The sequence below is a fragment of the Sulfitobacter sp. IGS-18 genome (assembly GCF_059628195.1).
On the sequence record NZ_CM184556.1, the window covers coordinates 3,239,639 to 3,262,403 of the forward strand.

At 61.4% G+C, this 22,765-nt stretch carries 24 protein-coding genes; 8 read left to right on the forward strand and 16 right to left on the reverse strand.

The genetic code is table 11. The features are described from left to right. Positions 1 to 25 precede the first annotated feature (25 nt). The 3 genes from ACWNZ3_RS15600 to ACWNZ3_RS15610 are packed head-to-tail and all read right to left on the reverse strand — an operon-like array spanning position 26 to position 1,984. Complete coding sequence (locus ACWNZ3_RS15600) at positions 26 to 394, reverse strand: hypothetical protein (protein WP_496900528.1); 369 nt, start codon at positions 392 to 394, stop codon at positions 26 to 28. Beyond that, positions 395 to 967 carry a Panacea domain-containing protein gene (locus ACWNZ3_RS15605; RefSeq protein ID WP_496900529.1) on the reverse strand — a complete coding sequence of 191 codons (573 nt, stop codon included), beginning with the start codon at positions 965 to 967 and terminating at the stop codon, positions 395 to 397. Positions 968 to 1,021: 54 nt separating this feature from the next. After that, a complete protein-coding gene (locus ACWNZ3_RS15610; RefSeq protein WP_496900530.1) occupies positions 1,022 to 1,984 on the reverse strand; it encodes an IS1595 family transposase in 963 nt (320 codons plus the stop codon). 99 nt (positions 1,985 to 2,083) lie between these two features. On the opposite strand from ACWNZ3_RS15610, the gene ACWNZ3_RS15615 reads away from it, so the two are divergent. After that, positions 2,084 to 2,323 (forward strand): DUF6471 domain-containing protein, encoded by a 240-nt coding sequence (locus ACWNZ3_RS15615; protein ID WP_496900531.1) that lies wholly within the window; start codon positions 2,084 to 2,086, stop codon positions 2,321 to 2,323. Positions 2,324 to 2,338: 15 nt separating this feature from the next. Further along, complete coding sequence (locus tag ACWNZ3_RS15620; RefSeq protein WP_496900532.1) at positions 2,339 to 3,250, forward strand: LAPAL motif-containing putative phage structural protein; 912 nt, start codon at positions 2,339 to 2,341, stop codon at positions 3,248 to 3,250. 151 nt (positions 3,251 to 3,401) lie between these two features. On the opposite strand, the gene ACWNZ3_RS15625 is transcribed toward ACWNZ3_RS15620, so the two are convergent. The 11 genes from ACWNZ3_RS15625 to ACWNZ3_RS15675 form a co-directional block, all read right to left on the reverse strand. Continuing rightward, complete coding sequence (locus ACWNZ3_RS15625; RefSeq protein WP_269367759.1) at positions 3,402 to 4,625, reverse strand: IS256 family transposase; 1,224 nt, start codon at positions 4,623 to 4,625, stop codon at positions 3,402 to 3,404. A gap of 127 nt (positions 4,626 to 4,752) precedes the next feature. Beyond that, positions 4,753 to 5,409 carry a phosphoribosylanthranilate isomerase gene (locus ACWNZ3_RS15630; RefSeq protein ID WP_496900533.1) on the reverse strand — a complete coding sequence of 219 codons (657 nt, stop codon included), beginning with the start codon at positions 5,407 to 5,409 and terminating at the stop codon, positions 4,753 to 4,755. 7 nt (positions 5,410 to 5,416) lie between these two features. Then, a complete protein-coding gene (locus ACWNZ3_RS15635) occupies positions 5,417 to 5,767 on the reverse strand; it encodes a LapA family protein (protein ID WP_269361590.1) in 351 nt (116 codons plus the stop codon). Next, positions 5,767 to 6,051, reverse strand: a complete 285-nt coding sequence (gene ihfB, locus ACWNZ3_RS15640) for an integration host factor subunit beta (RefSeq protein ID WP_067297179.1) — start codon at positions 6,049 to 6,051, stop codon at positions 5,767 to 5,769. Before ihfB ends, ACWNZ3_RS15635 begins: the two co-directional genes overlap by 1 nt. Positions 6,052 to 6,391: 340 nt before the next feature. Next, a complete protein-coding gene (gene rpsA / locus ACWNZ3_RS15645) occupies positions 6,392 to 8,071 on the reverse strand; it encodes a 30S ribosomal protein S1 (RefSeq protein ID WP_205388135.1) in 1,680 nt (559 codons plus the stop codon). Between the two features lie 286 nt (positions 8,072 to 8,357). Beyond that, positions 8,358 to 9,716 carry a PepSY-associated TM helix domain-containing protein gene (locus ACWNZ3_RS15650; protein WP_496900534.1) on the reverse strand — a complete coding sequence of 453 codons (1,359 nt, stop codon included), beginning with the start codon at positions 9,714 to 9,716 and terminating at the stop codon, positions 8,358 to 8,360. Between the two features lie 72 nt (positions 9,717 to 9,788). Next, entirely contained in the window at positions 9,789 to 10,385 is a 597-nt protein-coding gene (locus ACWNZ3_RS15655) for an SCO family protein (RefSeq protein WP_496900535.1), read from the reverse strand. Positions 10,386 to 10,392: 7 nt separating this feature from the next. Continuing rightward, positions 10,393 to 11,391: a DUF1775 domain-containing protein gene (locus ACWNZ3_RS15660; protein WP_496900536.1), complete on the reverse strand. Its 999-nt coding sequence runs from the start codon at positions 11,389 to 11,391 to the stop codon at positions 10,393 to 10,395. Between the two features lie 86 nt (positions 11,392 to 11,477). Next, the gene (locus ACWNZ3_RS15665) at positions 11,478 to 11,831 is read right to left on the reverse strand and encodes a hypothetical protein (RefSeq protein ID WP_496900537.1); all 354 of its coding nucleotides are present in this window, start codon (positions 11,829 to 11,831) and stop codon (positions 11,478 to 11,480) included. 113 nt (positions 11,832 to 11,944) lie between these two features. Further along, on the reverse strand, positions 11,945 to 13,423 hold the full coding sequence (locus ACWNZ3_RS15670; RefSeq protein ID WP_496900538.1) for a calcium-binding protein: 1,479 nt from the start codon (positions 13,421 to 13,423) through the stop codon (positions 11,945 to 11,947). Positions 13,424 to 14,020: 597 nt separating this feature from the next. Then, on the reverse strand, positions 14,021 to 14,416 hold the full coding sequence (locus ACWNZ3_RS15675) for a RidA family protein (protein WP_269365971.1): 396 nt from the start codon (positions 14,414 to 14,416) through the stop codon (positions 14,021 to 14,023). An 86-nt stretch (positions 14,417 to 14,502) separates the two neighbouring features. On the opposite strand from ACWNZ3_RS15675, the gene ACWNZ3_RS15680 reads away from it, so the two are divergent. Continuing rightward, positions 14,503 to 15,222 carry a helix-turn-helix transcriptional regulator gene (locus ACWNZ3_RS15680; RefSeq protein WP_496900539.1) on the forward strand — a complete coding sequence of 240 codons (720 nt, stop codon included), beginning with the start codon at positions 14,503 to 14,505 and terminating at the stop codon, positions 15,220 to 15,222. Positions 15,223 to 15,245: 23 nt separating this feature from the next. On the opposite strand, the gene ACWNZ3_RS15685 is transcribed toward ACWNZ3_RS15680, so the two are convergent. Then, positions 15,246 to 16,031 (reverse strand): 2-keto-4-pentenoate hydratase, encoded by a 786-nt coding sequence (locus ACWNZ3_RS15685; protein WP_496900540.1) that lies wholly within the window; start codon positions 16,029 to 16,031, stop codon positions 15,246 to 15,248. Next, positions 16,028 to 16,807 (reverse strand): hydroxypyruvate isomerase family protein, encoded by a 780-nt coding sequence (locus tag ACWNZ3_RS15690; protein ID WP_496900541.1) that lies wholly within the window; start codon positions 16,805 to 16,807, stop codon positions 16,028 to 16,030. The genes ACWNZ3_RS15685 and ACWNZ3_RS15690 overlap by 4 nt, the downstream gene beginning before the upstream one ends. Positions 16,808 to 16,906: 99 nt before the next feature. On the opposite strand from ACWNZ3_RS15690, the gene ilvD reads away from it, so the two are divergent. The 5 genes from ilvD to ACWNZ3_RS15715 all read left to right on the forward strand — a co-directional run bounded on the left by ilvD (position 16,907) and on the right by ACWNZ3_RS15715 (position 22,764). Further along, positions 16,907 to 18,634: a dihydroxy-acid dehydratase gene (gene ilvD / locus ACWNZ3_RS15695; protein WP_274575864.1), complete on the forward strand. Its 1,728-nt coding sequence runs from the start codon at positions 16,907 to 16,909 to the stop codon at positions 18,632 to 18,634. Beyond that, positions 18,631 to 19,518, forward strand: a complete 888-nt coding sequence (locus tag ACWNZ3_RS15700) for an NAD(P)-dependent oxidoreductase (RefSeq protein ID WP_496900542.1) — start codon at positions 18,631 to 18,633, stop codon at positions 19,516 to 19,518. The genes ilvD and ACWNZ3_RS15700 overlap by 4 nt, the downstream gene beginning before the upstream one ends. Positions 19,519 to 19,568: 50 nt before the next feature. Next, on the forward strand, positions 19,569 to 20,615 hold the full coding sequence (locus tag ACWNZ3_RS15705) for a TRAP transporter substrate-binding protein (protein ID WP_269365960.1): 1,047 nt from the start codon (positions 19,569 to 19,571) through the stop codon (positions 20,613 to 20,615). 335 nt (positions 20,616 to 20,950) lie between these two features. Beyond that, positions 20,951 to 21,463, forward strand: a complete 513-nt coding sequence (locus ACWNZ3_RS15710) for a TRAP transporter small permease (protein ID WP_496900543.1) — start codon at positions 20,951 to 20,953, stop codon at positions 21,461 to 21,463. After that, complete coding sequence (locus ACWNZ3_RS15715) at positions 21,463 to 22,764, forward strand: TRAP transporter large permease (protein ID WP_496900544.1); 1,302 nt, start codon at positions 21,463 to 21,465, stop codon at positions 22,762 to 22,764. The genes ACWNZ3_RS15710 and ACWNZ3_RS15715 overlap by 1 nt, the downstream gene beginning before the upstream one ends. Position 22,765 lies beyond the last annotated feature (1 nt).

Sequence of the window (22,765 nt, forward strand, 5' to 3'; positions counted from 1 at the left end):
TGTTTGTGGCGGCTTCGCCTTGGGATTACAGGGCAGTAGTAAGCCCATCAATCACTGTCTCTTTTTCATCGTCACTCAAAACGTCACAGTTTTCAACGTGGTCAATCAGTTTTTCAATAACTGGTCTGGGCAACATGCCCTCTGACCTGGCGTTGTTTTGCTGCATATACTGGTCGGAAACCGTGAGAATAGTATTACAGGCGATATAGCTTTGCGCATTAGGCAGCGCTGGGAAATCGTCGTGGAGTAGTTCAAATGAACCTTCCCAATTTCTTGAGTTGATGAAAAAATATATTCCCCGAGCGCCACATATGCAGGTGTGGTATTTATTCCTCCTGCGATATCCTGCGGCTTGATCGCTTTCAACAAATACGACTTCCCCCGATGAAAACAACTATTCGCCAGTCATTTCGGCTAGGTAACGTATGTCATCTACTGCGTCATCGCTGGCATCATCAAGCAACAATTCCATATTCATAGGAAAAGCGCTGCAATCCTCCTCATCTCGCCACGCTGCAACATACGCTCGGTCCTCATGCGTTATCTTTCGAATTTGACCGAAAGAAAGTGACATGACTGTTGATAACGCGTTCGCAAGTGCTTGTTGATCAGATGCAGCGATTGTTCTTAATTCTGGCCGTTGCTGGTCAATGGAAAACCGATGCACTTTCCCCTTCCTGACTGAATTCCAAGGGGCGGCATCCAAGTCAACGCTACGCCAATTGAAATTATTCTTAAGCGCGTCATAAGCAAACGAAGGCACTGGTCCATGCGTCATTGCAAAATAACTATCAAATGTTACAGGTCTTCCATATCTATTCAGGTGCGCCCTGTCCGCCAAAAACAGCGACTTCACAAGGTCATACTGCGATGGCTCATAGCCCCGTTCGTTCGCCTTTCCTATAAGGAAAAGGAGAGCATTTACGGTTTTGATCTTGTTGACGCGGAAGCTAATCATAGCCTGCATGTAACACTCAGGGCGCTCGTTTTCAATTTCTAAGATAGAGCCACTAAGACATTGTTAAGCAGCCCGCTGCCAGTAACCCTTCCACTGGCGGCTGACAGGCGCGCCCATCGCGTTGCTCACCACGATCTGCGCCAGCGTCCCGTTGTCGGTTCTGCGATTGTCCTCCAACCATGCGGCGTGGTTCGCGTACTGGTGCAGGTACTGCGGGCTGACGTGGTGGTGCTGTCCGACAACCATGCGGCGCAGGCGGCTGAAATAGCTTTCCACCATGTTGGTATGCTTGCCGTGGTCGCTGTAGATTTCGGAGTGGTTCACGCGCTCCACATCCCAACCCATGTGCAGCATGTCCCAGTGGCTTGCCTCATCCGCTGACATGGTGGCCATGCGGCTGACGTTCTCGTTTGCCAACACCACGCCATCTGCCTCAGACATGCGCACGAAGGGCAGTGTGCGGCCATCGCGCTCACGCAGGGCAACCACGACGCGGCGCTTGCCTGTCTGGTGTTCTTTCAAGCGGCGGTCCTTGCGGTCTGCCTTTGCGTTCTCGGGGCGGATATGGCCTCCGAAGTACGCGCCATCAATCTCGACGTGGCCTTCCAGCACTTCCGCTGTCTGAACCTCAGTTGCCATCGCCTCGCGCAGCTTGTGGGCCAGAACGAAGGCTGTCTTGTACTGGCAATCCAGATCGCGGCTCAGTTGAACCATGCTGACGCCCTTGGAGGCGTTCACGATGATGCAGATCGCGGCCAGCAGGTCCACGAAGTCCATCTTGCGGCTGGCGAAGATCGTTCCGCTGGTCACGCTGAACTGATGGGCGCATCCCTTGCACTTGAACTTGCGGCGCGTGGTGATGGTGTAGGTCTCATGGTTGGAGCAACGGGGGCAGACTGCCGCGCCATTGGTCTCGGGCCAGCGCATTTCGCAGAACGTCTGGTAGGCCGCTTCTTCGCCAGCCTTGTAGATCGCGCGAAGGCTGAGAGTGCGGGACGCTGCGGAAAGGAGGAAGTGCTGTGCCATTGTCATTGTATCCGATGATGTTACTCATCATATATGGATACTTGTATAGCCACATTCAAGGGTGTATATCATCAAAAGTGATGATATTTGGAGAAAGCTATGACCTTGCGAAAATCTGACCCCGTGAATGTCGAGTATGAAGCAAAGGCGAAGAACATTTTGAAAGGTGAGATGAAGCGGCGCGGCGTGACATATGCACAACTCGCTGAACTCCTTTCAGAAAAGGGTATTCAAGAAAATGAACGGAACCTGAACAATAAGGTAAGCAGGGGTGGATTCTCCGCCGCTTTTATGATTCTATGTTTAGAGTCAATAGGTTGCTCCGACATCCGTTTCTGATCAAAGGCTGGTACTATGGCAAAGCTGACTACCATGGATCACGACCCTGGGCGGCCTGAAAATGCTGACTTCGCTGTAATCGTAGACTTCAAGAAGGGCGAGGAATCGCCAACGCGTGTGTTTACCGCCGCAACTGAGTTGATCAGATCTTTTGAGGCGCTTGACCGAATACTTGCGAGATCGGTTGATTCAAGCATTACGCCAGTTATGGTCTTAGAAGATGTAGAGATTGGAAGCCTGAAAATATGGCTGACAAATGCGCTCAGATCGACTGACGACCAAGCGCTCAAAGACCTTGATTGGCGTCCGGCGGTCGGAAAGTACTTGGTCCGAGCAAAATATGTCGTGCTGCGGTGGGTGGATCAGGATGACACACCCAGAAGCCTACAGGACCTGAGAAAAGAAATACGAGATTTAGCAGCGGAGACAGATGTTCGGCGCTTGCCTGACTATGCCCCCCCAGACCCCTCCGGATTAATTGAGATCGCAAAGCAGCTTCAAGATGCGAAGAAGATGCTCGGCCCGCATGACCGGATATTCTTTGAAGGCAACGAGGGCCGCGTAGAGGTCGATCTGACGGTCGATATCGATCCAGACGAACTTGCTGAACTGGCAACCAAAGAAACCATCAAGATGCCACCAGCGGAAATGATCCTCGCAGTCAAAAAGCCTGACTACCTTGGGAACTCAAAGTGGGAACTCAGACACGGGAAAAGGTCGATCTCGGTTCGCATGGAGGACACTGTGTTTCTGGAGGCATTTCAAAGTAGAAAGCAGGACGTAAGGCCCGGAGATGCACTCCGCTGCATGGTAACTGTTGAAATGCGATATGGGTACGACAACGAACTAATATCGGAAACGTATGCAATTGAGACCGTAAAGGAAGTTCTTGAAGACCTTAACGATCAAGACGATTTGTTCGACTGACCTTGGTGCGTTTGATACATAAGGCCGTAAATATCCCTGGGGGAGTTTGAGGGGGCAAAGCCCCTTCAAGGTGTCGGGGAGTTTGAGGGGGCAAAGCCCCTTCAAGACGTCGGGGGAGACTGTCAGATATTTTGTGCCCTGGCGCGTTTGATTAGGCCATTGGGAAGCGGTCTTCGAACATGATTGCCAACTGACTTTTTACGGCATGCCATTCGCGCACTGAGCGCTTCCACTCCTGTGATGTAGCATTCAGCGCCAGGTAGATCAATTTTGCCGCCGCCTCGTCGCTGGGGAAGTGGCCCCTTGTGCGGACGGCGCGGCGGATTTTCGAGTTCAGCGCCTCGATGGCATTGGTGGTGTAAATCAGCCTACGCACCTCCGGCGGATAATCCAGGAATGGGATCACCTCGCTCCAGGCCCGTCGCCAGCTCGGCGCTATGGCCGGGTATTTGGCAGCCAGATCGCTTTGCTCAAATTCAGCCAGCGCGGCCTCTGCCGCCTCGGCATCCACGGCGGTGTAGACGGACTTCAAGGCCTTCGCGACAGCCTTGCGGTCCTTGTAGCTCGCAAAGCTCATGGAATGGCGCAGGAGATGCACGATGCAGGTCTGGACCTGGGTCTGCGGGAACGCCGCCTCGATGGCCTGGGGGAAGCCCTTGAGCCCGTCAACGACCGCGATGAGGATATCCTGTACGCCGCGATTGCGCAGATCGTTCAGCACCTTGGCCCAGAACTTGGCGCCCTCGTTCGCCTGGAACCAAAGGCCCAGCACGTCCCGCGTCCCGTCTGGCAGGATGGCCAGGGCCACGAAGACCGCCTTGTTCGACACAGCCCCGTCGCTGCGGATGTTGACCCGGATCGCATCCATGAACACCACCGGATAGCATGGCTCCAGGGGGCGGTTCTGCCAAGCGGTGACCTCGTCCATGACCGCATCGGTGATCGCCGAGATCAGGCTGGGGGAGGCCTCGACGCCGTAGATCTCCTCAATATGGCCCTGGATTTCCCGGGTCGTCATGCCGCGCGCGTACATGCTGACGATCTTGGTATCGAACTCCGGAAACCGCCGTTGATATTTGGCGATCAGCAACGGATCAAAGCTGCCGTTGCGATCCCGGGGAATGTCCAGAACAACCTTGCCGTTGTCCGTTGCTACCGTCTTCTGACTGCTGCCGTTGCGCCGGTTCGGCGGCGGGTTCGCACCTTCAGGCGGCGGATCGGCCCGTTCCTCGGTCAGATGCGCGTCCAGCTCGGTGCTCAAGGCGCGTTCCGCCAAAGCCTTCGTCAGCTCCTGCAAAATCCCGTCCTTGCCGAACAGGTCGCCGGGCTTCCGGCCTTCCATAAGTTGGTCCAAAAGGTCTTTGTTGATGCTCATACGGGGGTCTCCTCATCTCAGAGCTACCACGCCAGAGCACAAAATTCAGGATAGTCCCCGTCGGGGAGTTTGAGGGGGCCTGCCCCCTCATCAGCAAAATGGATCGCGCACCGCGTCAGCGGTTCATTCAGACAACGCCATCAGACCGGGCCGCCGCGCAGAAGGCCGCCATCAGATCCGCGTCCTTGACCCCCGGTGCGCTTTCCACGCCGGAGGCCACATCGACCTGCCGTGCGCCGGTCATGGCGATGGCCTGGGCGACGTTCTGCGGTGTCAGCCCGCCCGCCAGCATCCAGGGCACCGGCCAGCGCCGTCCGGCAATCAGCCGCCAGTCGAAGGTCAGCCCGTTGCCCCCCGGCAGGACCGCGCCCTTTGGCGGCTTGGCATCCACCAGCAGCTGATCCGCCACCGTGCCGTATTCATCCAGCGCCGCCAGATCCTCCGGCACCGCCACGCCGACCACCTTCATCACCGGCAGCCCATAGCGCGCCTTGACCTCGCGCACCCGCTCGACGCTTTCGGCACCGTGCAATTGCAGCATGTCCAGCGGCACGACCGCCACCAGCGCATCCAGAAAGGCATTGTCGGCATCGACCGTCAGGGCAACCTTGCAGATCCCCTCCGGCACCGTGCCCGCGATAAAGGCGGCATCGGCGGGGGCCAGGTAGCGCGGTGATTTTGCAAAGAAGTTGAACCCAAGATAGCGCGCACCGGCCAGAATGGCGGCGGGGACATCGGCGCTTTCGGTCAACCCGCAGATCTTGACGTTGATGGCAGAGGGCATCGGCGCCTCAGCCGGCTTCGTCCAGCAGGGCCAGGACCTCGTCCTTGCCCTTGTGCTTTTCGCCCTTCAGACGCGCCACTTCACGCTCCAGCCTGCGCATCTCGCGCGCCTGTCTGGCCGCTTCGGCCCGCTCGCCGTATTCGCGGATCCATTCCCAGACAAAGCCGATCAGCAGCCCCGCAAGGATGCTGCCCAAGATGACAAGGAACAGCGGCAGCCTGATCTGCGGCGTCACCGCAAACCAATGGGCCACTTCGCCCGGCAGCACCTTCAGTTCCACGATTTCCCGGTTGGCGAGCGCAACCGCGATCAGCGCGACGGCGAAGATCGCGATGCAGAAGTAGCGGATGTAACGCATCATGCTTTCCCGTTCAGCCTGTCCCGGAGCAGCTTGCCGGTCTTGAAAAACGGCACATGTTTCTCTTCGACGTGAACGGTTTCGCCGGTCCGGGGGTTCCGCCCCACCCTGGCATCACGCTTCTTGACAGAAAATGCGCCAAATCCGCGCAGCTCCACGCGATCTCCCTTGGACATGGCCCCGGTGATCTCGTCGAAGATGGTATTCACAATGCGTTCGACGTCGCGCTGGTAGAGATGCGGGTTGTCATCCGCAATCTTCTGGATCAGTTCAGACCGGATCATCGCGATACCCCCCAAGGTGCGTCTATTTTTGCGTTCCACATGCCACTATAAAAAGAAACCCCGCCGCCGTGAAGCCGTGCTTGCGCCTGACTTCGACTTTTTCGGCGCGGAACCTCCTGTTTTTTTGGCTTTTTTGCATAACACCTGAGCTGCGGCGCCGCATCCGGGCGAAAAGCGGAAGCTCCTGCAGGCCGGGCGCCGCCGATTCGTTCGGCATGTCACATGACATATCATCGCCCCTTGATCGGCGCGGCATCCGCCGTATCCGGGCAGCCGTGACAGGCAAAAGGCCCCGCATGTCGCCATGCGGGGCCCTTTGATTTCGTCAAACGCGAGGCGTTTACTTGTCGTCGTCGCCTTTCAGCGCCGCGCCAAGGATATCGCCCAGCGATGCGCCGGAGTCGGAGGAACCGTATTGTTCGACGGCTTCCTTCTCTTCCGCGATTTCGCGTGCCTTGATCGACACGCCCAGGCGGTGTGCCTTGGTGTCGACATTGGTGATGCGCACGTCGACCTTGTCACCGACAGAGAAACGCTCGGGGCGCTGCTCGGCACGGTCACGGCTGAGGTCGGAGCGACGGATGAAGCTCTTCATGCCTTCGTATTCGACCTCGATGCCGCCATCCTCGATGGAGGTCACGGTGACGGTCACGATGGAGCCACGCTTCACGCCGCCCACGGCTTCGGCGAACTTGTCACCGCCGACACCCTTGATGGAGAGCGAGATGCGCTCCTTCTCGACGTCGACTTCGGAGACAACCGCCTGCACCATGTCGCCCTTGCGGTAGTCCTGAATGGCTTCTTCGCCACGCTGGTCCCAGCTGAGGTCGGAGAGGTGAACCATGCCGTCGATGTCGCCGGGCAGACCCACGAACAGACCGAATTCGGTGATGTTCTTGACTTCGCCTTCGACCTCGGTGCCCTCGGGATGCGTTTCCGCAAAGACTTCCCACGGGTTGCGCATGGTCTGCTTGAGACCCAGGGACACGCGGCGCTTGGCGCCGTCGATTTCCAGCACCATGACTTCGACTTCCTGAGAGGTCGAAACGATCTTGCCGGGGTGCACGTTCTTCTTGGTCCAGGACATTTCGGAGACGTGAACCAGACCTTCGACACCGGGCTCCAGCTCAACAAAGGCACCGTAATCGGTGATGTTGGTCACGCGGCCAGTGTGCGAGGATTCCAGCGGATACTTGGCGGCCACCAGATCCCAGGGATCTTCCTGCAGCTGCTTCATGCCGAGGCTGATGCGATGGGTTTCCTTGTTGATCTTGATCACCTGCACCTTGATCGTTTCGCCGATGGCGAGGATCTCGGAGGGGTGGTTCACGCGGCGCCATGCCATGTCGGTGACGTGCAGCAGCCCGTCAACACCGCCCAGATCAACAAAGGCACCGTATTCGGTGATGTTCTTGACCACACCATCGACGTTCTGACCTTCGGTCAGGTTGCCGATGACTTCGGCGCGCTGTTCGGCACGGGATTCTTCGAGGATCGCACGACGCGACACCACGATGTTGCCCCGGCGACGGTCCATTTTCAGAACCTGGAACGGCTGCTTGAGACCCATCAGGGGGCCCGCATCGCGCACGGGGCGCACATCGACCTGGGAACCGGGCAGGAAGGCCACGGCACCGCCGAGATCGACGGTGAAACCGCCCTTGACCCGGCCAAAGATCGCGCCTTCGACACGTTCTTCTGCGGCATAGGCTTTTTCCAGACGGTCCCAGGCTTCCTCACGGCGCGCCATCTCGCGGGAGATGACAGCTTCGCCACGGGCGTTTTCGACCTGACGCAGGAAGACTTCGACTTCGTCGCCGACTTCGATCTTGGGCGCTTCGCCCGGATCGGCAAATTCTTTCAGCTCGACGCGGCCTTCCATCTTGTAACCGACGTCGATGATGGCCTGACCGGCCTCGATGGCAATGACCTTGCCTTTGACAACAGACCCCTCTTCGGGGGTGTCCATCTCGAAGCTCTCCTCCAGGAGTGCTTCAAATTCGTCCATAGCATTTGACATGTAGCTTTACGTTTCCTTTTAAGATGTATCTGGCCGTGCGGTTGTCTCCGCCGGTCTTGGGTGTGAATTGGACCTCGGGCCGATCCGGCAGACGCAAAAGAAATAGGGCCGGATGGTTCCGACCCTGCCTCAGTACTGCGTCCGGTGCTGTAATCGCCCCTTAGACAGCCGCGCATATAGGTTATTTAAGGCGCGCGCGCAAGAGCCTCGAATCGCGGATGTTCACGGCAGGCGGTTCCGCGCGGGGTTCGGAACGCCCGGAATCAGGCCGGGCGTTCCTGTTGCTTCACGCCAGACGGGCGCGGCGGCGGCGTGTCAGGTGCAGCGCGATCTCGACCGCCGCGATGACCAGCATCGACAGGCCCACCAGCGGAAAGAACACCCCGGCCAGTACCGCAAGCACCAGCAACATGCGCGGCATGCGCCAGTCCGTGGGCATCGCGGGGGTGCCGATGGCCCCGGCCGGGCGGCGTTTCCACCACATGATCGCCGCCGAAACCGCCAGCATGATCATCGCCAGACAGGCCAGCAGCAGCACGATCTGGTTGGCCAGCCCCCAGGCCTGCCCCATGTGGATGCTGACCCCCCATTCAGCGGCCCAGCCCAGACCGCCAAGGTCGGACAGGCCCGCGTCATAGAGCACCGCGCCGGTATATTGGTCCAGGTGGATCACCCGTTCCTGGCTGATGTCGTCGGGATAGACCGAAGCCGTAAATACCCCCTCCGGCCCGCCGGGCATGTTCAGCGCATATCCGGGCGCAATGCCAAGCCCCTCGACCGTTGCGACCACCTGATCCAGCCCTGCCGGAACCCCGTCCGAGGCCCCCGAAACCGGCATCGGCTGCTTTTCCATGATCCAGGGCGCGCGGTCGATCGCATCGCCCACCGGCACCGTGGAAACCGGCAGTTTGGACCAGTAGCCATCGGGCATGCCCAGCCCTGCGGCATAGGACAGGTCATAGAATTTCCCGCCCCAGACCGAGGACCAGGGCAATCCGGTCATGGCAAGGAACAGGATGAACGCGCCGGTGTAGATCCCCGTAACGGCATGCAGGTCGCGCCACCAGGGCCGTCCTTTCGTGGCCTTGATCGACATTGTGCCCAGCTTCCTGCCGCGCGGCCACCACAGGTAGATGCCGGTGCCCACCAGCAGCACCATCCAGCCTGCCGCCGCTTCGACCAGCCGGTTGCCCAGCCAGCCGACATATTCCAGCGAGTGCAGCTTGCGCACGACATACATCGCCGGGCTGCCGGAGGGGCCTGCGTCCCATTGGCTGCCCAGCACTTCGCCGGAATAGGGGTTCACAAAGACGGTATCCTTGAGCCCCTCCGCGCCGAGAATGCGGACCTCTGCCGCGCGGTCGGGGGCGGCGGCGGGCGTATAGGCCTTGAGCGTGCCGGGATGGCTGGCCAGCGCGGCGGCGGTCAGCTGCGAGGGGGCAAGCGGTGCGGTGGCCTGCGGTTCCACCAACCGCAGCTTGGCATAGGCGGCGGTGTTGAATTCATCCTTGAACAGATAGATCGCCCCGGTGGTGGCGATGATCAGCAGGAAGGGCAGGATGATCAGCCCGGCGATGAAATGCCAGCGCCAGACCGCGCGATAGAGCGCGGAATCACCCGCGCTGCGTGTAGATGTAGGGGTCATGTCCCGTGGTTCCTTGAGATTTGTTTGCCCGCTCCGGGTCGTGCCGGAGCGGGAGAATGCATCGGCGCCGGTTCAGCCCGCGATCAGCTTGCGGATCTTGCCCACCGCACTGTCGAAATCTTCCTGATAGGCGATGGGCTGGGCGAAACGCCCGCGATCATCAAAGAGCAGCACAAAGGCCGAGTGATCCATCGTATAGCCGCCCTCGCTCAGCGGGACCTTCTGCGCATAGATGCGGAAGGCCCTGATCGCCTTGTCGATTTCCGCGCGCGAGCCGGAGACACCGGTCACCCCCGGCACCCAGGAGACATAATCCCCCAGCATCTCGGGCGTATCGCGTTCAGGGTCGACGGTGACAAAGAACACCCGGAGTTCCTCGCCCTCCTCGGCCAGCGCCTCCTGCCAGCCGGAGACATCGCCCAGCGTGGTCAGGCAGACCTCGGGGCAATGGGCAAAGCCGAAGAACACGGCAGAGGGGGTGCCAATGAGCGTGTCCTGGGTGAAGGTGCCGCCGTCGGTCATGGTCAGGCTGTAGTCGCCCCGCCCGAGTTCATCGGCAACCGATCTGTTGAGGCGCGGTTCAAGCACGGTGAACCAGCCCAGGGCCAGAAGCGCGATCAGCGTGATGCCCCAGAGGCCGATCAGGAATTTCTTGCGTTGTGAGGTCATGGCGCGGTCACTCGCTCTTCTTGTGATGCGCATCATGTCCGTCATGCGCGTCATGCGCCGTGCCGTCGCGGGCCAGCACCGGCATGGTCAGCGTCACCGCGCCCGCCTTTTCAAAGGTCAGGGTGACCTCGGCCGTGTCGCCCTCGGTCATCGGGCCGGAAAGGTCCATGAACATGATGTGATAGCCGCCGGGTTTCAGCATGACCGTCTCGCCCGCGGGAATCGGCAGGCCGTTCTCAAGCGCGCGCATCTTCATGACCTCGCCCTGCATCGCCATCTCGTGTATTTCCACCCGCGCGGCGGCGTCGGAAGTGGCGGCAATCAGGGTATCGTCGCTGTCGCCGCCATTGGTGACGGTCAAGAAACCGCCCGCGACGGGCTGGTTCGGCAGGGTTGCCCGGACGAAATAGGCCGACAGTTCGAGATCGCCCAGGGTCACCATTTCATCGGCGGGCATGTCCATCGCCGCATGGCCGTGGCCGTGGCCGTGACCGTCGCTGCCGGCAACAAGGGTCAGCCCCGGCGCGGGGTTTGGCACATCATGTGATCCGCTGGTGTCGGTCCAGTCCGCGGTTCCGCTGGCGCAGGTCTGCAGGGCCGGGAAATAGAGCGTTTCGCCGGGGGCCATGCCGGGGCCGACGGTGCCGCGCAGGGTGAATTCGTCATAAAAGGCGTCGGGCAGATCGCCCCCCGACCAGATCACCGCCCGCACCCCTTCGGTCATTTCCTTGCCGTGGTTGTCATAGGGTGTGGCATAGGCGCCGGTTTCGGTGGTCAGTTCCCAGCCCGCTTTCGGCATCGGCTTGGCCGCATAGAAGCCTTCGGGAATGTCGATGCGCAGGGTATGGGTCGCTTCGCCCGCGCAGCCGTGCGGGACACGCAGGGTTACCTTGGTGGTGGCGCCCACTGCCGCCTGTTTCTGTTCCAGCGTGGCATGGGCATGGGCGGTGCCTGCCAGCATGGCAAGGCAGAGGGCCGCAATTGATGTGGTCTTTGGATAGGTCATGAGAGTCTCCACAGAGATCCGGGCGCTGACGGAAGGCGCGCCCAACAATGAATTCGCGCCGGAGCACCGGCACGGATGGATTGAACTCAGCTGAAGAGAGGGGGTGCGCGGACGCCAACCGGGGCCGAAAGCCGCGCGTGGCCCGCAACAAGGTCGGGCCGGGCGGCCTGAACAAAGACCGGCTGCACCCGCTGCGACAGGTCGGGTGCGCGGGCGGCGGCGGCCCTGGGCAGTTTATGGCAGAAGGGGCAGCGATGATCCGAGGCCTCTGCATCCAGACCGCACAGGTCTCCGGCAAGGCTGCCCATGGCGATGAAGGCTTCCATGCGCAGGGCATCGTCGCGATCGGGGGCCATGTGATGGGCCGACACGGCACTGAGCACCGCGAGCATAAGCGTGGTGCAGTATGCCAGTATGGTTTTGCGCAGGCCCTGTGTCATGCGGGTTTAACTGCCGCAAACCGGGGCAAAGGGGAAGTGGGAAAATCTGCGACATAAAGCGCCGCAGTTGCCCCGGGGTCGGGGTGGCGGTCGGCGAAGGCCGGGAATCGGCGCTAAAAGATAAAGTCCCCGGCATCGAGGTCAGCCAGGGCCACCGAAAGCAGGGTGATCTGCTGCGCGGCGCTGGCGGTGATCACGACGTTGTCGCCCTGTTGCACCATATGATTGCCCGAAAGATCGGCGAAATCGGTAATCTCCGACACCCCGGACAGGTCGATGATCTCGAAAGGATTGGTGGCTTCAAAATCCTCCACCGTGTCGTTGCCGTCGCCATCCACGAAGACAAAGCAATCGGCGTTGAAATTGCCGGTCAGCAGGTCGTTTCCCTGCCCGCCCCGCAGGGTGTCAAAGCCTGATCCGCCGAGAATACGGTCGTCTCCCTCGCCGCCCTCCAGCATGTCGTTGCCCTGATCGCCGAACAGGGTGTCATTGCCCTCGCCGCCCCGGATGTGATCATTGTCGTCGCCGCCGCTGAGCCGGTCCGCCCCGGCATCGCCCCAAAGCTGATCCAGCCCCACGCCGCCCCAGATCGTATCGTCGCCACTGCCGCCAAACAGGCTGTCGGCGTTGGTGCCACCTTCGATACTGTCGTTGCCAGCGCCGCCATAGATCGTGTCGAAGCCGCCCCAGCCTTCGAGAAAGTCGTTGCCGCTACCGCCATCGAGGAAATCATTGCCGATCCCGGCGCGCAGCACATCGTGATCGTCGCCACCCCAGAGGTGATCGTCGCCGTCCTCGCCAAAGAGCCGATCGGCATCCAGCCCCCCGGCGATGCTGTCATTGCCGGTGCCGCCAAAGATCGTGTCATCGCCGGTGGCACCGTCCACCACGTCATCGCCCCCGTTGGCATAGATGACCTCATAGGCGCCGGTTCCGGCCTGGGCCACGCCCTGCACATTCCCGCGGATGTATTCGGAGGTTTCGAACCCGCTGAAGCCGTCATCGCTGTGGACCACGTTCCTGATTCGCAGGTGCAGGCTTTCGTAATGGTCGAAGGGCACGAAATTGACCTCGTTGTGATAGGCCACCTCGGTCAGCTCTTCTGCGGTCGGGACGTTGATGAAATGCAGCTCGTTGCCCCCGTGGCGCGACCCGTCCAGCGCATAAAAGACATTGTCGCCGATCTGCAGGAACTGCTGCGGGCCCAGTCCCAGTTCCGCGGCACCGTGCCCCTCGCCATAGGAGGTAAAGGACACGATGCGCACAAGGACGCTGGTGCCGTCAGCAATCCTGACACTTGCCGGCAGGGCGTTCAGGTCGATCGGATACCCTTCGATCATGATGACATCCCGCGTCGGCTCAAAGTCGTTGATCCGCCCCACCACCGGCGCGTTCACCAGATGGATGTTGGTGAAGTTGAAGATGTCGGCCCCTTCGCCGCCGTAAACGTGATGGCCCTGACGCCCGAAGTCATTGCGCAGGTCGAGGTTGAACAGATCATCCCCGATATCGCCCCTGAGATGTATCTGGCCAATATCGGGCACCGCCGCCGTCAGCGTGTCATCGCCCTGCCCGCCGTCGAGACTCTGCATGCCGATTCCACTGATGGAAAGCGAATAGCCCGCTGAGCGGACATCTGTGAAAGGCGGCATCTAAAGGGCTCCCGACCGTGTAGAGAGCGCAATGATAGGGAGGCGATCAGGGGGAGCGCAACGGATCAGGAGCAGGAATCCAGAAACTAACTGTTTCCGCTAAGTGTCAGCGCGGGCTTTGTGGCCTGCGCTGCGCCCGGAGATGAGACAGGCACGCCGACCGGAGTCGGCTGCCTCAGATTGCTGACAAACCCGGAAACGGCTGCCGCCGGAGGTAAATCGTTCTTCTGCGCTCAGCGTTCCGTTTTCGAACGAAGGGCCGCGCCCGAGCCTGGGAGGGCGCATTGAGACGCGCATTCGGAGCGCCTCCCTTACAAATATCAATGTTGTCAGTGTGATATGAGAAGTCACCAAAAGCGCCCTCCCGGGGGGAGGGTCGGGCGCGGCCCGGGCTTTCAGCCCGCGCCAAGGGTTGTGGCTGGCGTCGTGGAAGAACGATTTCGTTGTTTCGGGGGGAGCGGGTGCAGGAACGTGCTTTTTCAGCAGCCTGAGGCACGCCGACCGGAGCCGGCTGCCTGCCCCTGCCTTCAGACTGCCTCAGGCACAGGCGGTTGCCTCGATCTCGAACAGCAGACCGGGGATGGCCAGACGGGTGACGCCAAGCAGGGTCATCGGCGGGGCACAGCGGGCGGCGCCGAAGCGCATGCCCAGCAGATCGAAATGCTTCAGCGCCTCATCCACATCGGTGGTGTAGATGGCCAGTCGTGTGACATGGCCAAGCTCCATGCCTGCGCCGGACAGAACCGCTTGGAGATTGTCCAGCGCCAGACCGATCTGGCCGCGCATGTCGCCCGGATGCCGGGGATTGCCTTCTGCATCCACGGCGGTCTGGCCGGCGCAGATCAGCTGGCGCGATGCGCCTTCGATGATTTCGGCCTGGTTATAGCCCAGTTTCAGGGACCAGTCCCAGGGGTTTACGGCGGTGCGTTGCATGTCGGTTTCTCCGGTTTGATGTCATTGGAGAATCCCTATGTTCAAATGGTGCCAAATTTTGTCACCAAATGTGCTAGACTGCGGAAATGGATATTCGCAGCCGCCATGACGCCATCATCCGCAGCCTGCGCCGCAGGGGGACCGCGACGGTTGACCAGCTGGCCGGCGAGGCCGGCGTTTCGCGCCGCACGGTGCTGCGCGACATCGGTGCCCTGCGCGATCAGGGGTTTGTCATAGATTCGGAACCGGGGCGCGGCGGCGGTCTGCAGCTTGACCCGCAATCCATGCAGACAACCGCGCGGCTGGCGGTGACGGAGGTTTTTGCGCTGCTGATCAGCGTGGCGGCGATGCGGGCGGCGGGGCATCTGCCCTTTTCCGATCTGGCCGATGCCGGGCTGGCAAAGATCGAAAGGACCCTGCCCCGCGACAAGCTGCGCGACCTGCGCCGTTTTCTGGACTGCCTGCATGTGGGCAAACTGTCCCCGTTGCAGGACCTGTCGGACATGGGCACGATCGACCCCGCTTTGCTGCCCGCCTTTGAAACCGCGTTCCTGCAACGCCGCCATCTGCGGTTCGACTACTGCGATGCCAGGGGAATTGAGACACGCCGCGAGGTCGAACCGCAGGCGATGCTGATCCTGCCGCCGCTGTGGTATCTGGTGTCATGGGATCCCGCACGGGGCGATTTCCGTCATTTCCGGATGGATCGCATCACGGGGCCCGTGCTGGTCGAAGGGACAGCGTTTCGCCAGCGGCAGGTGCCGTTCGGGGAGGATGTCTGCCCCTACAGCGCATTGCCGCGGTGAGGTTGGCCGGCCGGCCCGCGCGATCAGTTGAGCGTCAGCGCCGCGGTGCCGAGCCGGGACATCTGGACTTCGATCCGGCCCTTGCCCTTGTGATACCAGATCGGGCTGTGGGTGCCGCAGAACACGACCTGGCCCGCCTCAAGCGCAAAGCCGCGCGCGGCCAGGTGGTTGGCGATCCAGGTCACCGCATCCAGCGGGTCCTGTGGGGCGGCGCCGGTGACGTCATGCACGATCTCACCGTCGATGTGCAGGGTGGTTTGCAGGTCACCGACGTTCAGGTCTTCGGGCGCGAGGCCCGGTCCGCCGACCACCGCGCCGACGTTGGAGATGTTCTGGGCAATGGCGTCGGGGATATGGGTGTTGGGCATGTCGGTGTGCCGCAGGTCCAGAAGCTCGATCCCCGGCACGAAACGGTCGATGGCACCCATGACCTGCGCGCGGGTGAAGGGGGTGTCTTGCGGGCTGAGTCCCGTCTTCATCACGGCGACGATCTCTGGCTCAATGGCGAATTCGGTGTAATCGGCCACATTCAGCGATGCCTCGCCATCAATACGCTGGCTGGCGAAAATGCGGCCGGTTGCAGGTTCGCTCAGCTTGAAACGTGCCATCAGCTGCTGCGAATTCGCGGCGATCTTCCAGCCCGCAACCGGGCCGCGCACCGCGGGGTCGGACAGGGCTGCGGTCAGCGCGTCCTGAATGGCATAGGCCTGTGCCAATGTGCGCGGCGGGTCCTTGGCATAGGGGTCAAAGGCATTGCCCTTCAGCACATCATCGAAAATCTTCTGCGCCAGCGTCCGGAGGTCCGTCATGCCATCATCCTTTTGAAATCCGTGATCCATTCAAGCGCGTCGCCGGTGTTTTCCAGAGGCCGGTACTCGGCAGAGACTTCTGCATCGTAGCCGGTGTCGCGCAGGGCCGCAAAGGCGGCGGGAAAGTCGATCATGCCGGTGCCGGGTTCGTGGCGGCCCGGCGTGTCGGCGAATTGCACATGGCCGATCCGCGCGCCTGCGCGGCGGATGGCGGCAGGCAGGTCCGGTTCGGTGATGGCCATATGGTAAAGGTCGAACTGCAGCGCCAGATTGGGGTGGTCTATCTCCTCCAGCAGGTTCAGCGCAGGGTCGAGCCCGGAGAGGAAGAACCCCGGCACATCATCGCGGTTCACCGGTTCGACCATGACCTGCACACCGATTTCGGCCATGACATCTGCGGTATGGACAAGATTGGCCTTTAACACCGCCAGACATTCCGCAGGGGAGGCGCCCTCGGGCGGCCTGCCGGAGAGCACATTGACCTTGCGCACGCCCAGTGCCGCGGCCTGTCCGGCGCAGGTGGCAACGGCGGTGCGGAAGGCGTCCTGTTCACCGGGCAATGCGGCAAGGCCGACGGCGTCACCCGGTCCGCGCGGCACGTTGATCAGGGTGATGGGCATGGCCAGCGCCTGAGATGCCTCCTTCAGGGGTTCAATTTCGGCCAGTTCGGGGAACTGGATTTCGACGCCCTGAAACCCGGCGTCCCGCGCGGCGCGCAGCCTTTCGATCAGTGGAACTTCGCAGAACATCATCGAGATGTTGGATATCAGCTTCATGTGTACCGCCCTGGATTCATTGTTGACAGAAAACGGGATTCGGTGGTTTGGTTCAAGCATAAACCTTCTTTCATGAAACTTTCTTTGGAGGCGGCAACCATGGCATCGTCTGACAAAAAGCCACTTCGTTCGCGAATCACGACGGATGGCATCGACCGCAGCCCGCACCGCGCATTCATGCATGCCATGGGGCTGGACGACGCCGCGATTGCCAGGCCGATGGTGGGGGTTGTCAGCCAGAAGGGTGAAACCACGCCCTGCAACATGACCCATTACCAGCAGGTCGAATATGCCAAGGAAGGCATCGCGATGGCCGGTGGCACACCGCGCGAATTCACCACGATCTCTGTCTCGGACGGGGTGGGGATGAACCATGAGGGCATGAAGTTCAGCCTGGTCAGCCGCGAGATCATCGCCGACAGCATCGAGGCGGTGATTCATGGCCATGCCTATGACGGCATCGTCGGCTATGGCGGCTGCGACAAGACCTTGCCCGGCGTGATCATGGGCATGGTGCGCTGCAATGTGCCTGCTGTCTTTGTCTATGGCGGCTCGGCCCTGCCCGGGCGGTTCCAGGGCCGCGATGTCAGCGTTCTGGACACTTACGAGGCGGTGGGCGCGGTGCAGGCCGGCACGATGACCGAAGATGAGCTGACCCAGCTTGAAGAGGCCTGCAAGCCGACCATCGGCGCCTGTGCGGGCCAGTTCACCGCCAATACGATGGCCATGGTGTCAGAGGCTTTGGGCATGACGGTACCCAATTCCTCGATGATTCCCGGCGTCTATTCGGAACGCAAGGGCGTGGGCCAGCGTGCGGGCGCGCTGGTGATGGAACTGATCGAACGGGGCGGCCCGCTGCCGCGCGAGATTGTCACGCGCAAGGCGCTTGAGAACGCCTGCGCCATTGTGGCGGCGACCGGCGGGTCAACCAATACCGCGCTGCACATTCCGGCGATTGCCCATGAGGCGGGCATCAAGTTTACCGCCGATGACGTTGCCGCAGTGCTGCAGCGGACACCCTTCATCGGCAACCTGCGTCCCGGCGGGAAATACCATGCCAAGGACGTCTATGAGATCGGCGGTGCGCATGTGGTGATCAAGGAGCTGATCGCCCATGGGTTCATGCATGGCGATACGCTGACCGTGACGGGCCGGACCCTGGCCGAGGAGGTCGCCCATGCGCCGGCACCGGATGGTGAGATCATCCGCCCCGTGTCCGACGCCATCATGCAATCGGGCGGCGTGGTTGTCCTGAAGGGGAACCTTTGCCCGGATGGGGCGCTGCTCAAGGTGGCGGGGCTGAAATCGCTGACCTTTACCGGCACGGCGCGCGTGTTCGAGAGCGAGGATGACGCTGTGGAGGCGGTTCATTCGCGCGACTACAAGGCAGGCGAGGTTCTGATCGTGCGGAACGAGGGGCCCGTGGGCGGCCCCGGCATGCGCGAGATGCTGGGTCTGACGGCGCTGATCTATGGGCAGGGCATGGGTGAAAAGGTTGCCCTGCTGACCGATGGCCGTTTCTCCGGCGCGACGCGGGGCATGTGCATCGGCCATGCCGCGCCCGAGGCTGCGACCGGCGGCCCGATGGGGCTGGTGCAGAACGGCGACAGCATCACCATCGATGGCAAGGCCGCGACGATCACGCTGCACGTGTCAGAGGATGAACTGGCCCGCCGCCGCGAAGGCTGGACGGCACCGGAAACGCGGCATCGCGCCGGTCTGCTGTCGAAATATGCGGCGACGGTGGGACAGGCCCATGAAGGTGCCGTGACCCATGCGGGCAACGCGCAATGGCCGGAAACCCGCAGGAAAGGAAAGACGACATGACCAAGACGGCAACACTGGGCTATATCGGCACCGGTCTGATGGGGACCCCCATGGCGGCACGGCTGCTGGCGGCGGGCCATCCGCTGACCGTCTGGAACCGCACGGCGGCCAAGGCGCAGGGGCTTGTGGACAAGGGTGCCGCGATGGGGGAAAGCCCCGCCGATGTGGCCGGCCGCTCCGATATCGTGTTCCTGTGCCTTACCGACACAAATGCCGTGGAAGAGGCCGTTTTTGGCGAAAACGGCGTGGCCAGGGGCGCGCGCAAGGGCAGCGTTCTGGTCGATTTCTCCTCGATCCAGCCGGATGCATCGGTCAGGATGGCGGAGCAGCTGAAATCCGAGACCGGGATGGACTGGATCGACGCGCCGGTTTCGGGCGGCGTGCCGGGGGCCGAGGCGGGCACGCTGGCGATCATGGCCGGTGGCGCGCAAGAGGTCTTTGACCGGGTCGAGAGCACCGTGCTGGACATGGCCGCGCGGTTTACGCTGATGGGGCCTTCGGGGGCCGGGCAGACCACCAAGCTGTGCAACCAGGTCATTGTCGGCTGTACCATGGCGGTGCTGGCCGAGGCCGCGCGCCTTGCCACCAATGCGGGCGTGGATGCCACGCGGCTGCCGGAGGCCCTGGCGGGCGGATTTGCGGACAGCAAGCCCTTGCAGATCTTCCTGCCCCGCATGGTCAATGCGCAGCATGAGCCGCCCCTGGGGCATGTCTATACCATGCTGAAGGATCTGGATTCGGTCTGTGCGCTGGCGCGCTCCTGCACCTCGCCGGTGCCCTTCACCGCCATGGCTGCGGAACAGTTCCGCCTGCTGACCGTGCGCGGCGGCGAGACGGCGGATGCCCTGGAAATCTTCAAACTGAGTGGGCCGAGCAAGCTTTGACAATTTTGACGTAAGCGCGGCGAAGGCCGCAAAACACAAGGGAGAGTAAGATGAAACACTTTACGACCTGGACATTGGCGGCGGCCATGACTGTCGCGGCATTGCCCGCATTGGCGCAGGACACCAAGACCATGCGGATCGGGTCCTGGCTGCCGCCGCATCACCTGATCGTTTCGGGTATCCTGCAGCCCTGGGCCACGGCCATCGAAGAGGAAACCGGCGGGTCGCTGAAGTTCGAGATCATGACATCGCCGCTTGGCCCGCCGCCCGCGCAGTTCGACCTGTTGCTGGATCAGGCCTTTGACGTCGGCTATGGCGTGTCCGGCCATAACGCGGGCCGTTTCACCATGACACAGGTCATGGACCTGCCGTTCATGTCGCCCGATCCCTGGGCCGGCTCTGCGGCCTCCTGGCTGACCTACCAGAAGTACGGTGCCGAATATGGCGAGCATGAGGGCGCGCATGTGGTGGGGCTGTTCACCCATTCGAACCCCAACATCAACATGGCAAAGGGCCGGGTCGACACGCTTGCCGATCTGGAGGGCAAGACGATCCGCGTTGGCGGCAATGTCACCGGGCGCATCATGTCCGAACTGGGCGCATCGCCGGTGCAATTGCCCCCGACCGAAGCGCAGACCGCCATGTCGCGCGGTGTGGCCGATGGCATCACCTTCCCGTCTGAATCCATCGACTTTTTCGGCATCACCCCGGTCATCTCCTCGATCACGCGGATTCCCGGCGGGCTTTATACCGATACCTTCTGGGTCGCCTTCAACCAGGACAGCTGGGACAGCCTGAGCGATGAGGAACGCGCCGCGGTCGAGAAACATTCGGGCATGGCCATCGCCATGCTCTCCGGCTTTGCCTGGACCAATGGCGACAAGCATGGCGAAGCGAAGCTGAACGAAAACAATGTGGAATTCGTGACCCTGCCCGAGGCAGATGTTGCCGCCGCGCGCGAAAAGCTGAAGCCGCTGGAGGCCGAATGGCTGGCGCAGGCCTCGGAAAAGGGCTTCGACGGGGATGCGATCCTGCAATATGCGCGGGACATGGTCGAGAACTACCGCACGGACAAAGTGGTGAATGTGGTAAAGTAATGTAAGGCTCTGGACCCATTAATTCTATATGCTCAGTTTGACAGATTTTTTTGCAGACCAGGAACATCTGCGCAGGAATAGTGGTTCTATTCCAAGCAGATGTGACGCAGACTGCGGGAAAATCCGTCAAACCCGAAGGGCGGCGATTTCACTTCATTTCAATATCTTGGGTCGCTTGCAAATAGAACCACTATTGGCTGCACGCCCCAAACCATTGAAATCTCGTGAAATCACCGCTGAGTATATAGAATTAATGGGTCCAGAGCCTAGGCGGCATTGCAGAAGGTGCCGCCTTTTTCATTCCGTCATCCGCGCGCCCCGGAGGGAAGATCACCGTGACAGCCGCCATTACCCTTTTTGACAGATTGTGTCTGGCGCTTGCCTGGCTGTCCGGGCTGATCGCCTTTTTCGTGATGGCTGTCACCTTTACCGGTGTCGTGATGCGGTATGGGTTCCGCAGTCCGCTGATGGGCGGGTTCGAGATGATCGAGATCGGCATGGGACTGATCGTCTTTACCGCTGTGCCGCTGATGGTGCGCAGGCGGGGCAACATCACCGTGACGATCCTGACCGAGCGGCTGCCCCCGAAGGTGCTGGCGGTTGCCACCTTCCTGTCGGATCTTGTGGGTGCGGCGCTGATGGCCTTTGTGTCCTGGCGGGTCTGGCTGCAGGGTGAGCGGCTGCTGACCTATAACGAGGTCACGATGGAACTGCGGGTGCCCAAGGGGTTGATTGCCCAGGGCATGGCGGTGTTTCTGGCGGTTGCCGCCCTCGCCTTTCTCATCTGTGCCATTGATGTGCTGAGGCGGGCGCGCCCTGCCGTATCCGAGACGGGCGGTGGGCTCTGATGGCGGTCTGGGAAATCTCCGGTCTGGCCTTTGCCGCAGTCTTTGTGATGATGATGGGCGGCATGCCCATTGCGCTGGCGATGCTGCTGGTCGGCCTGTCGGGCATCTGGATCAATATTTCGGACCGCACCGCCATGGGCATGATCGGCCAGCTGCCGATCAACGCCACGATGTCCTATGAGCTGTCGGTTTTGCCGATGTTCATCCTGATGGGGGTCTTCGTGACACGGGCACGGATGTCGGAGGATCTCTACCGGCTCTGTCACGGGTTCGTGGGGCATATGCGCGGCGGTCTGGCGGCGGCGACGATCCTGGCCTGCGGCGGTTTCTCGGCGCTGAGCGGCTCTTCGCTGGCGACGGCGGCCACGATGGCAAAGGTCGCCGTGCCGGAGATGCGCCGCTATGGCTATGCCGATGGTTTCGCGGCCTCTGCCGTTGCGGCGGGCGGCACCCTGGGCATCCTGATCCCGCCTTCGGTGATCCTTGTGCTTTACGGGATCGCGACCGGGACGGACATCGGTTCGCTGTTCATCGCGGGTATCCTGCCCGGTGTGCTGGCGATCCTGCTTTACCTGGCGGCGATCCGGATTGCCGCACAGATCGACCCTGCCTGCGCGCCTGCTGCCCCGCGCGCGGACTGGGCCGAACGGCTGCGATACCTGCGCAGTGTCGGGCCCATCCTGCTGCTTTTCATCGGCATCATCGGCGGGCTTTACCAGGGTGTCTTTACCCCGACCGAGGCGGGGGGCGTTGGCGCAACCGGCGCGCTGGCCTTTGCCCTGTGGCGGCGCGCCCTGTCCTGGGAGGGGCTGATCGCCTCGCTGGTGGAAACCGTGACCACCACGGCCAGCCTGTTCCTGGTGCTGATCGGGGCCCTGGTCTTTTCCAACTTCATGAACCTGATCGGCCTGCCCGCCGCCCTGTCGGATCTGATCACCTCGCTGGGCCTTGGCCCGATGGCGGTGATCTTTGCCATCCTCGTGATCTATCTGTTTCTGGGCATGTTCATGGAAAGCCTCTCCATGATCCTGCTGACCATCCCGATATTCTTTCCCATCGTGACACAGATGGGATTTGATCCGATCTGGTTCGGGATCTTTGCCGTGATGGTGACGGAACTTTCGCTGATCACGCCGCCGGTGGGGCTGAACCTTTTTGTCATCAAATCCGTCATCAGCGACCTGTCGGTCGGTCAGATGTACCGGGGGATCCTGCCATTTGTTCTGGCTGATATTGTCCGCATCATTATCATAATTGCTTTCCCATGGATCGTGATGGTCCTTCCTCTGATGGCGCGGTGAA

Coding starts and splice junctions, on each gene's coding strand:
- ACWNZ3_RS15605 (WP_496900529.1), bottom strand. CDS start 967: ATGCAGGCTATGATTAGCTTCCGCGTCAACAAGATCAAAACCGTAAAT.
- ACWNZ3_RS15610 (WP_496900530.1), bottom strand. CDS start 1,984: ATGGCACAGCACTTCCTCCTTTCCGCAGCGTCCCGCACTCTCAGCCTT.
- ACWNZ3_RS15615 (WP_496900531.1), top strand. CDS start 2,084: ATGACCTTGCGAAAATCTGACCCCGTGAATGTCGAGTATGAAGCAAAG.
- ACWNZ3_RS15620 (WP_496900532.1), top strand. CDS start 2,339: ATGGCAAAGCTGACTACCATGGATCACGACCCTGGGCGGCCTGAAAAT.
- ACWNZ3_RS15625 (WP_269367759.1), bottom strand. CDS start 4,625: ATGAGCATCAACAAAGACCTTTTGGACCAACTTATGGAAGGCCGGAAG.
- ACWNZ3_RS15630 (WP_496900533.1), bottom strand. CDS start 5,409: ATGCCCTCTGCCATCAACGTCAAGATCTGCGGGTTGACCGAAAGCGCC.
- ACWNZ3_RS15635 (WP_269361590.1), bottom strand. CDS start 5,767: ATGCGTTACATCCGCTACTTCTGCATCGCGATCTTCGCCGTCGCGCTG.
- ihfB (WP_067297179.1), bottom strand. CDS start 6,051: ATGATCCGGTCTGAACTGATCCAGAAGATTGCGGATGACAACCCGCAT.
- rpsA (WP_205388135.1), bottom strand. CDS start 8,071: ATGTCAAATGCTATGGACGAATTTGAAGCACTCCTGGAGGAGAGCTTC.
- ACWNZ3_RS15650 (WP_496900534.1), bottom strand. CDS start 9,716: ATGACCCCTACATCTACACGCAGCGCGGGTGATTCCGCGCTCTATCGC.
- ACWNZ3_RS15655 (WP_496900535.1), bottom strand. CDS start 10,385: ATGACCTCACAACGCAAGAAATTCCTGATCGGCCTCTGGGGCATCACG.
- ACWNZ3_RS15660 (WP_496900536.1), bottom strand. CDS start 11,391: ATGACCTATCCAAAGACCACATCAATTGCGGCCCTCTGCCTTGCCATG.
- ACWNZ3_RS15665 (WP_496900537.1), bottom strand. CDS start 11,831: ATGACACAGGGCCTGCGCAAAACCATACTGGCATACTGCACCACGCTT.
- ACWNZ3_RS15670 (WP_496900538.1), bottom strand. CDS start 13,423: ATGCAGAGTCTCGACGGCGGGCAGGGCGATGACACGCTGACGGCGGCG.
- ACWNZ3_RS15675 (WP_269365971.1), bottom strand. CDS start 14,416: ATGCAACGCACCGCCGTAAACCCCTGGGACTGGTCCCTGAAACTGGGC.
- ACWNZ3_RS15680 (WP_496900539.1), top strand. CDS start 14,503: ATGGATATTCGCAGCCGCCATGACGCCATCATCCGCAGCCTGCGCCGC.
- ACWNZ3_RS15685 (WP_496900540.1), bottom strand. CDS start 16,031: ATGACGGACCTCCGGACGCTGGCGCAGAAGATTTTCGATGATGTGCTG.
- ACWNZ3_RS15690 (WP_496900541.1), bottom strand. CDS start 16,807: ATGAAGCTGATATCCAACATCTCGATGATGTTCTGCGAAGTTCCACTG.
- ilvD (WP_274575864.1), top strand. CDS start 16,907: ATGGCATCGTCTGACAAAAAGCCACTTCGTTCGCGAATCACGACGGAT.
- ACWNZ3_RS15700 (WP_496900542.1), top strand. CDS start 18,631: ATGACCAAGACGGCAACACTGGGCTATATCGGCACCGGTCTGATGGGG.
- ACWNZ3_RS15705 (WP_269365960.1), top strand. CDS start 19,569: ATGAAACACTTTACGACCTGGACATTGGCGGCGGCCATGACTGTCGCG.
- ACWNZ3_RS15715 (WP_496900544.1), top strand. CDS start 21,463: ATGGCGGTCTGGGAAATCTCCGGTCTGGCCTTTGCCGCAGTCTTTGTG.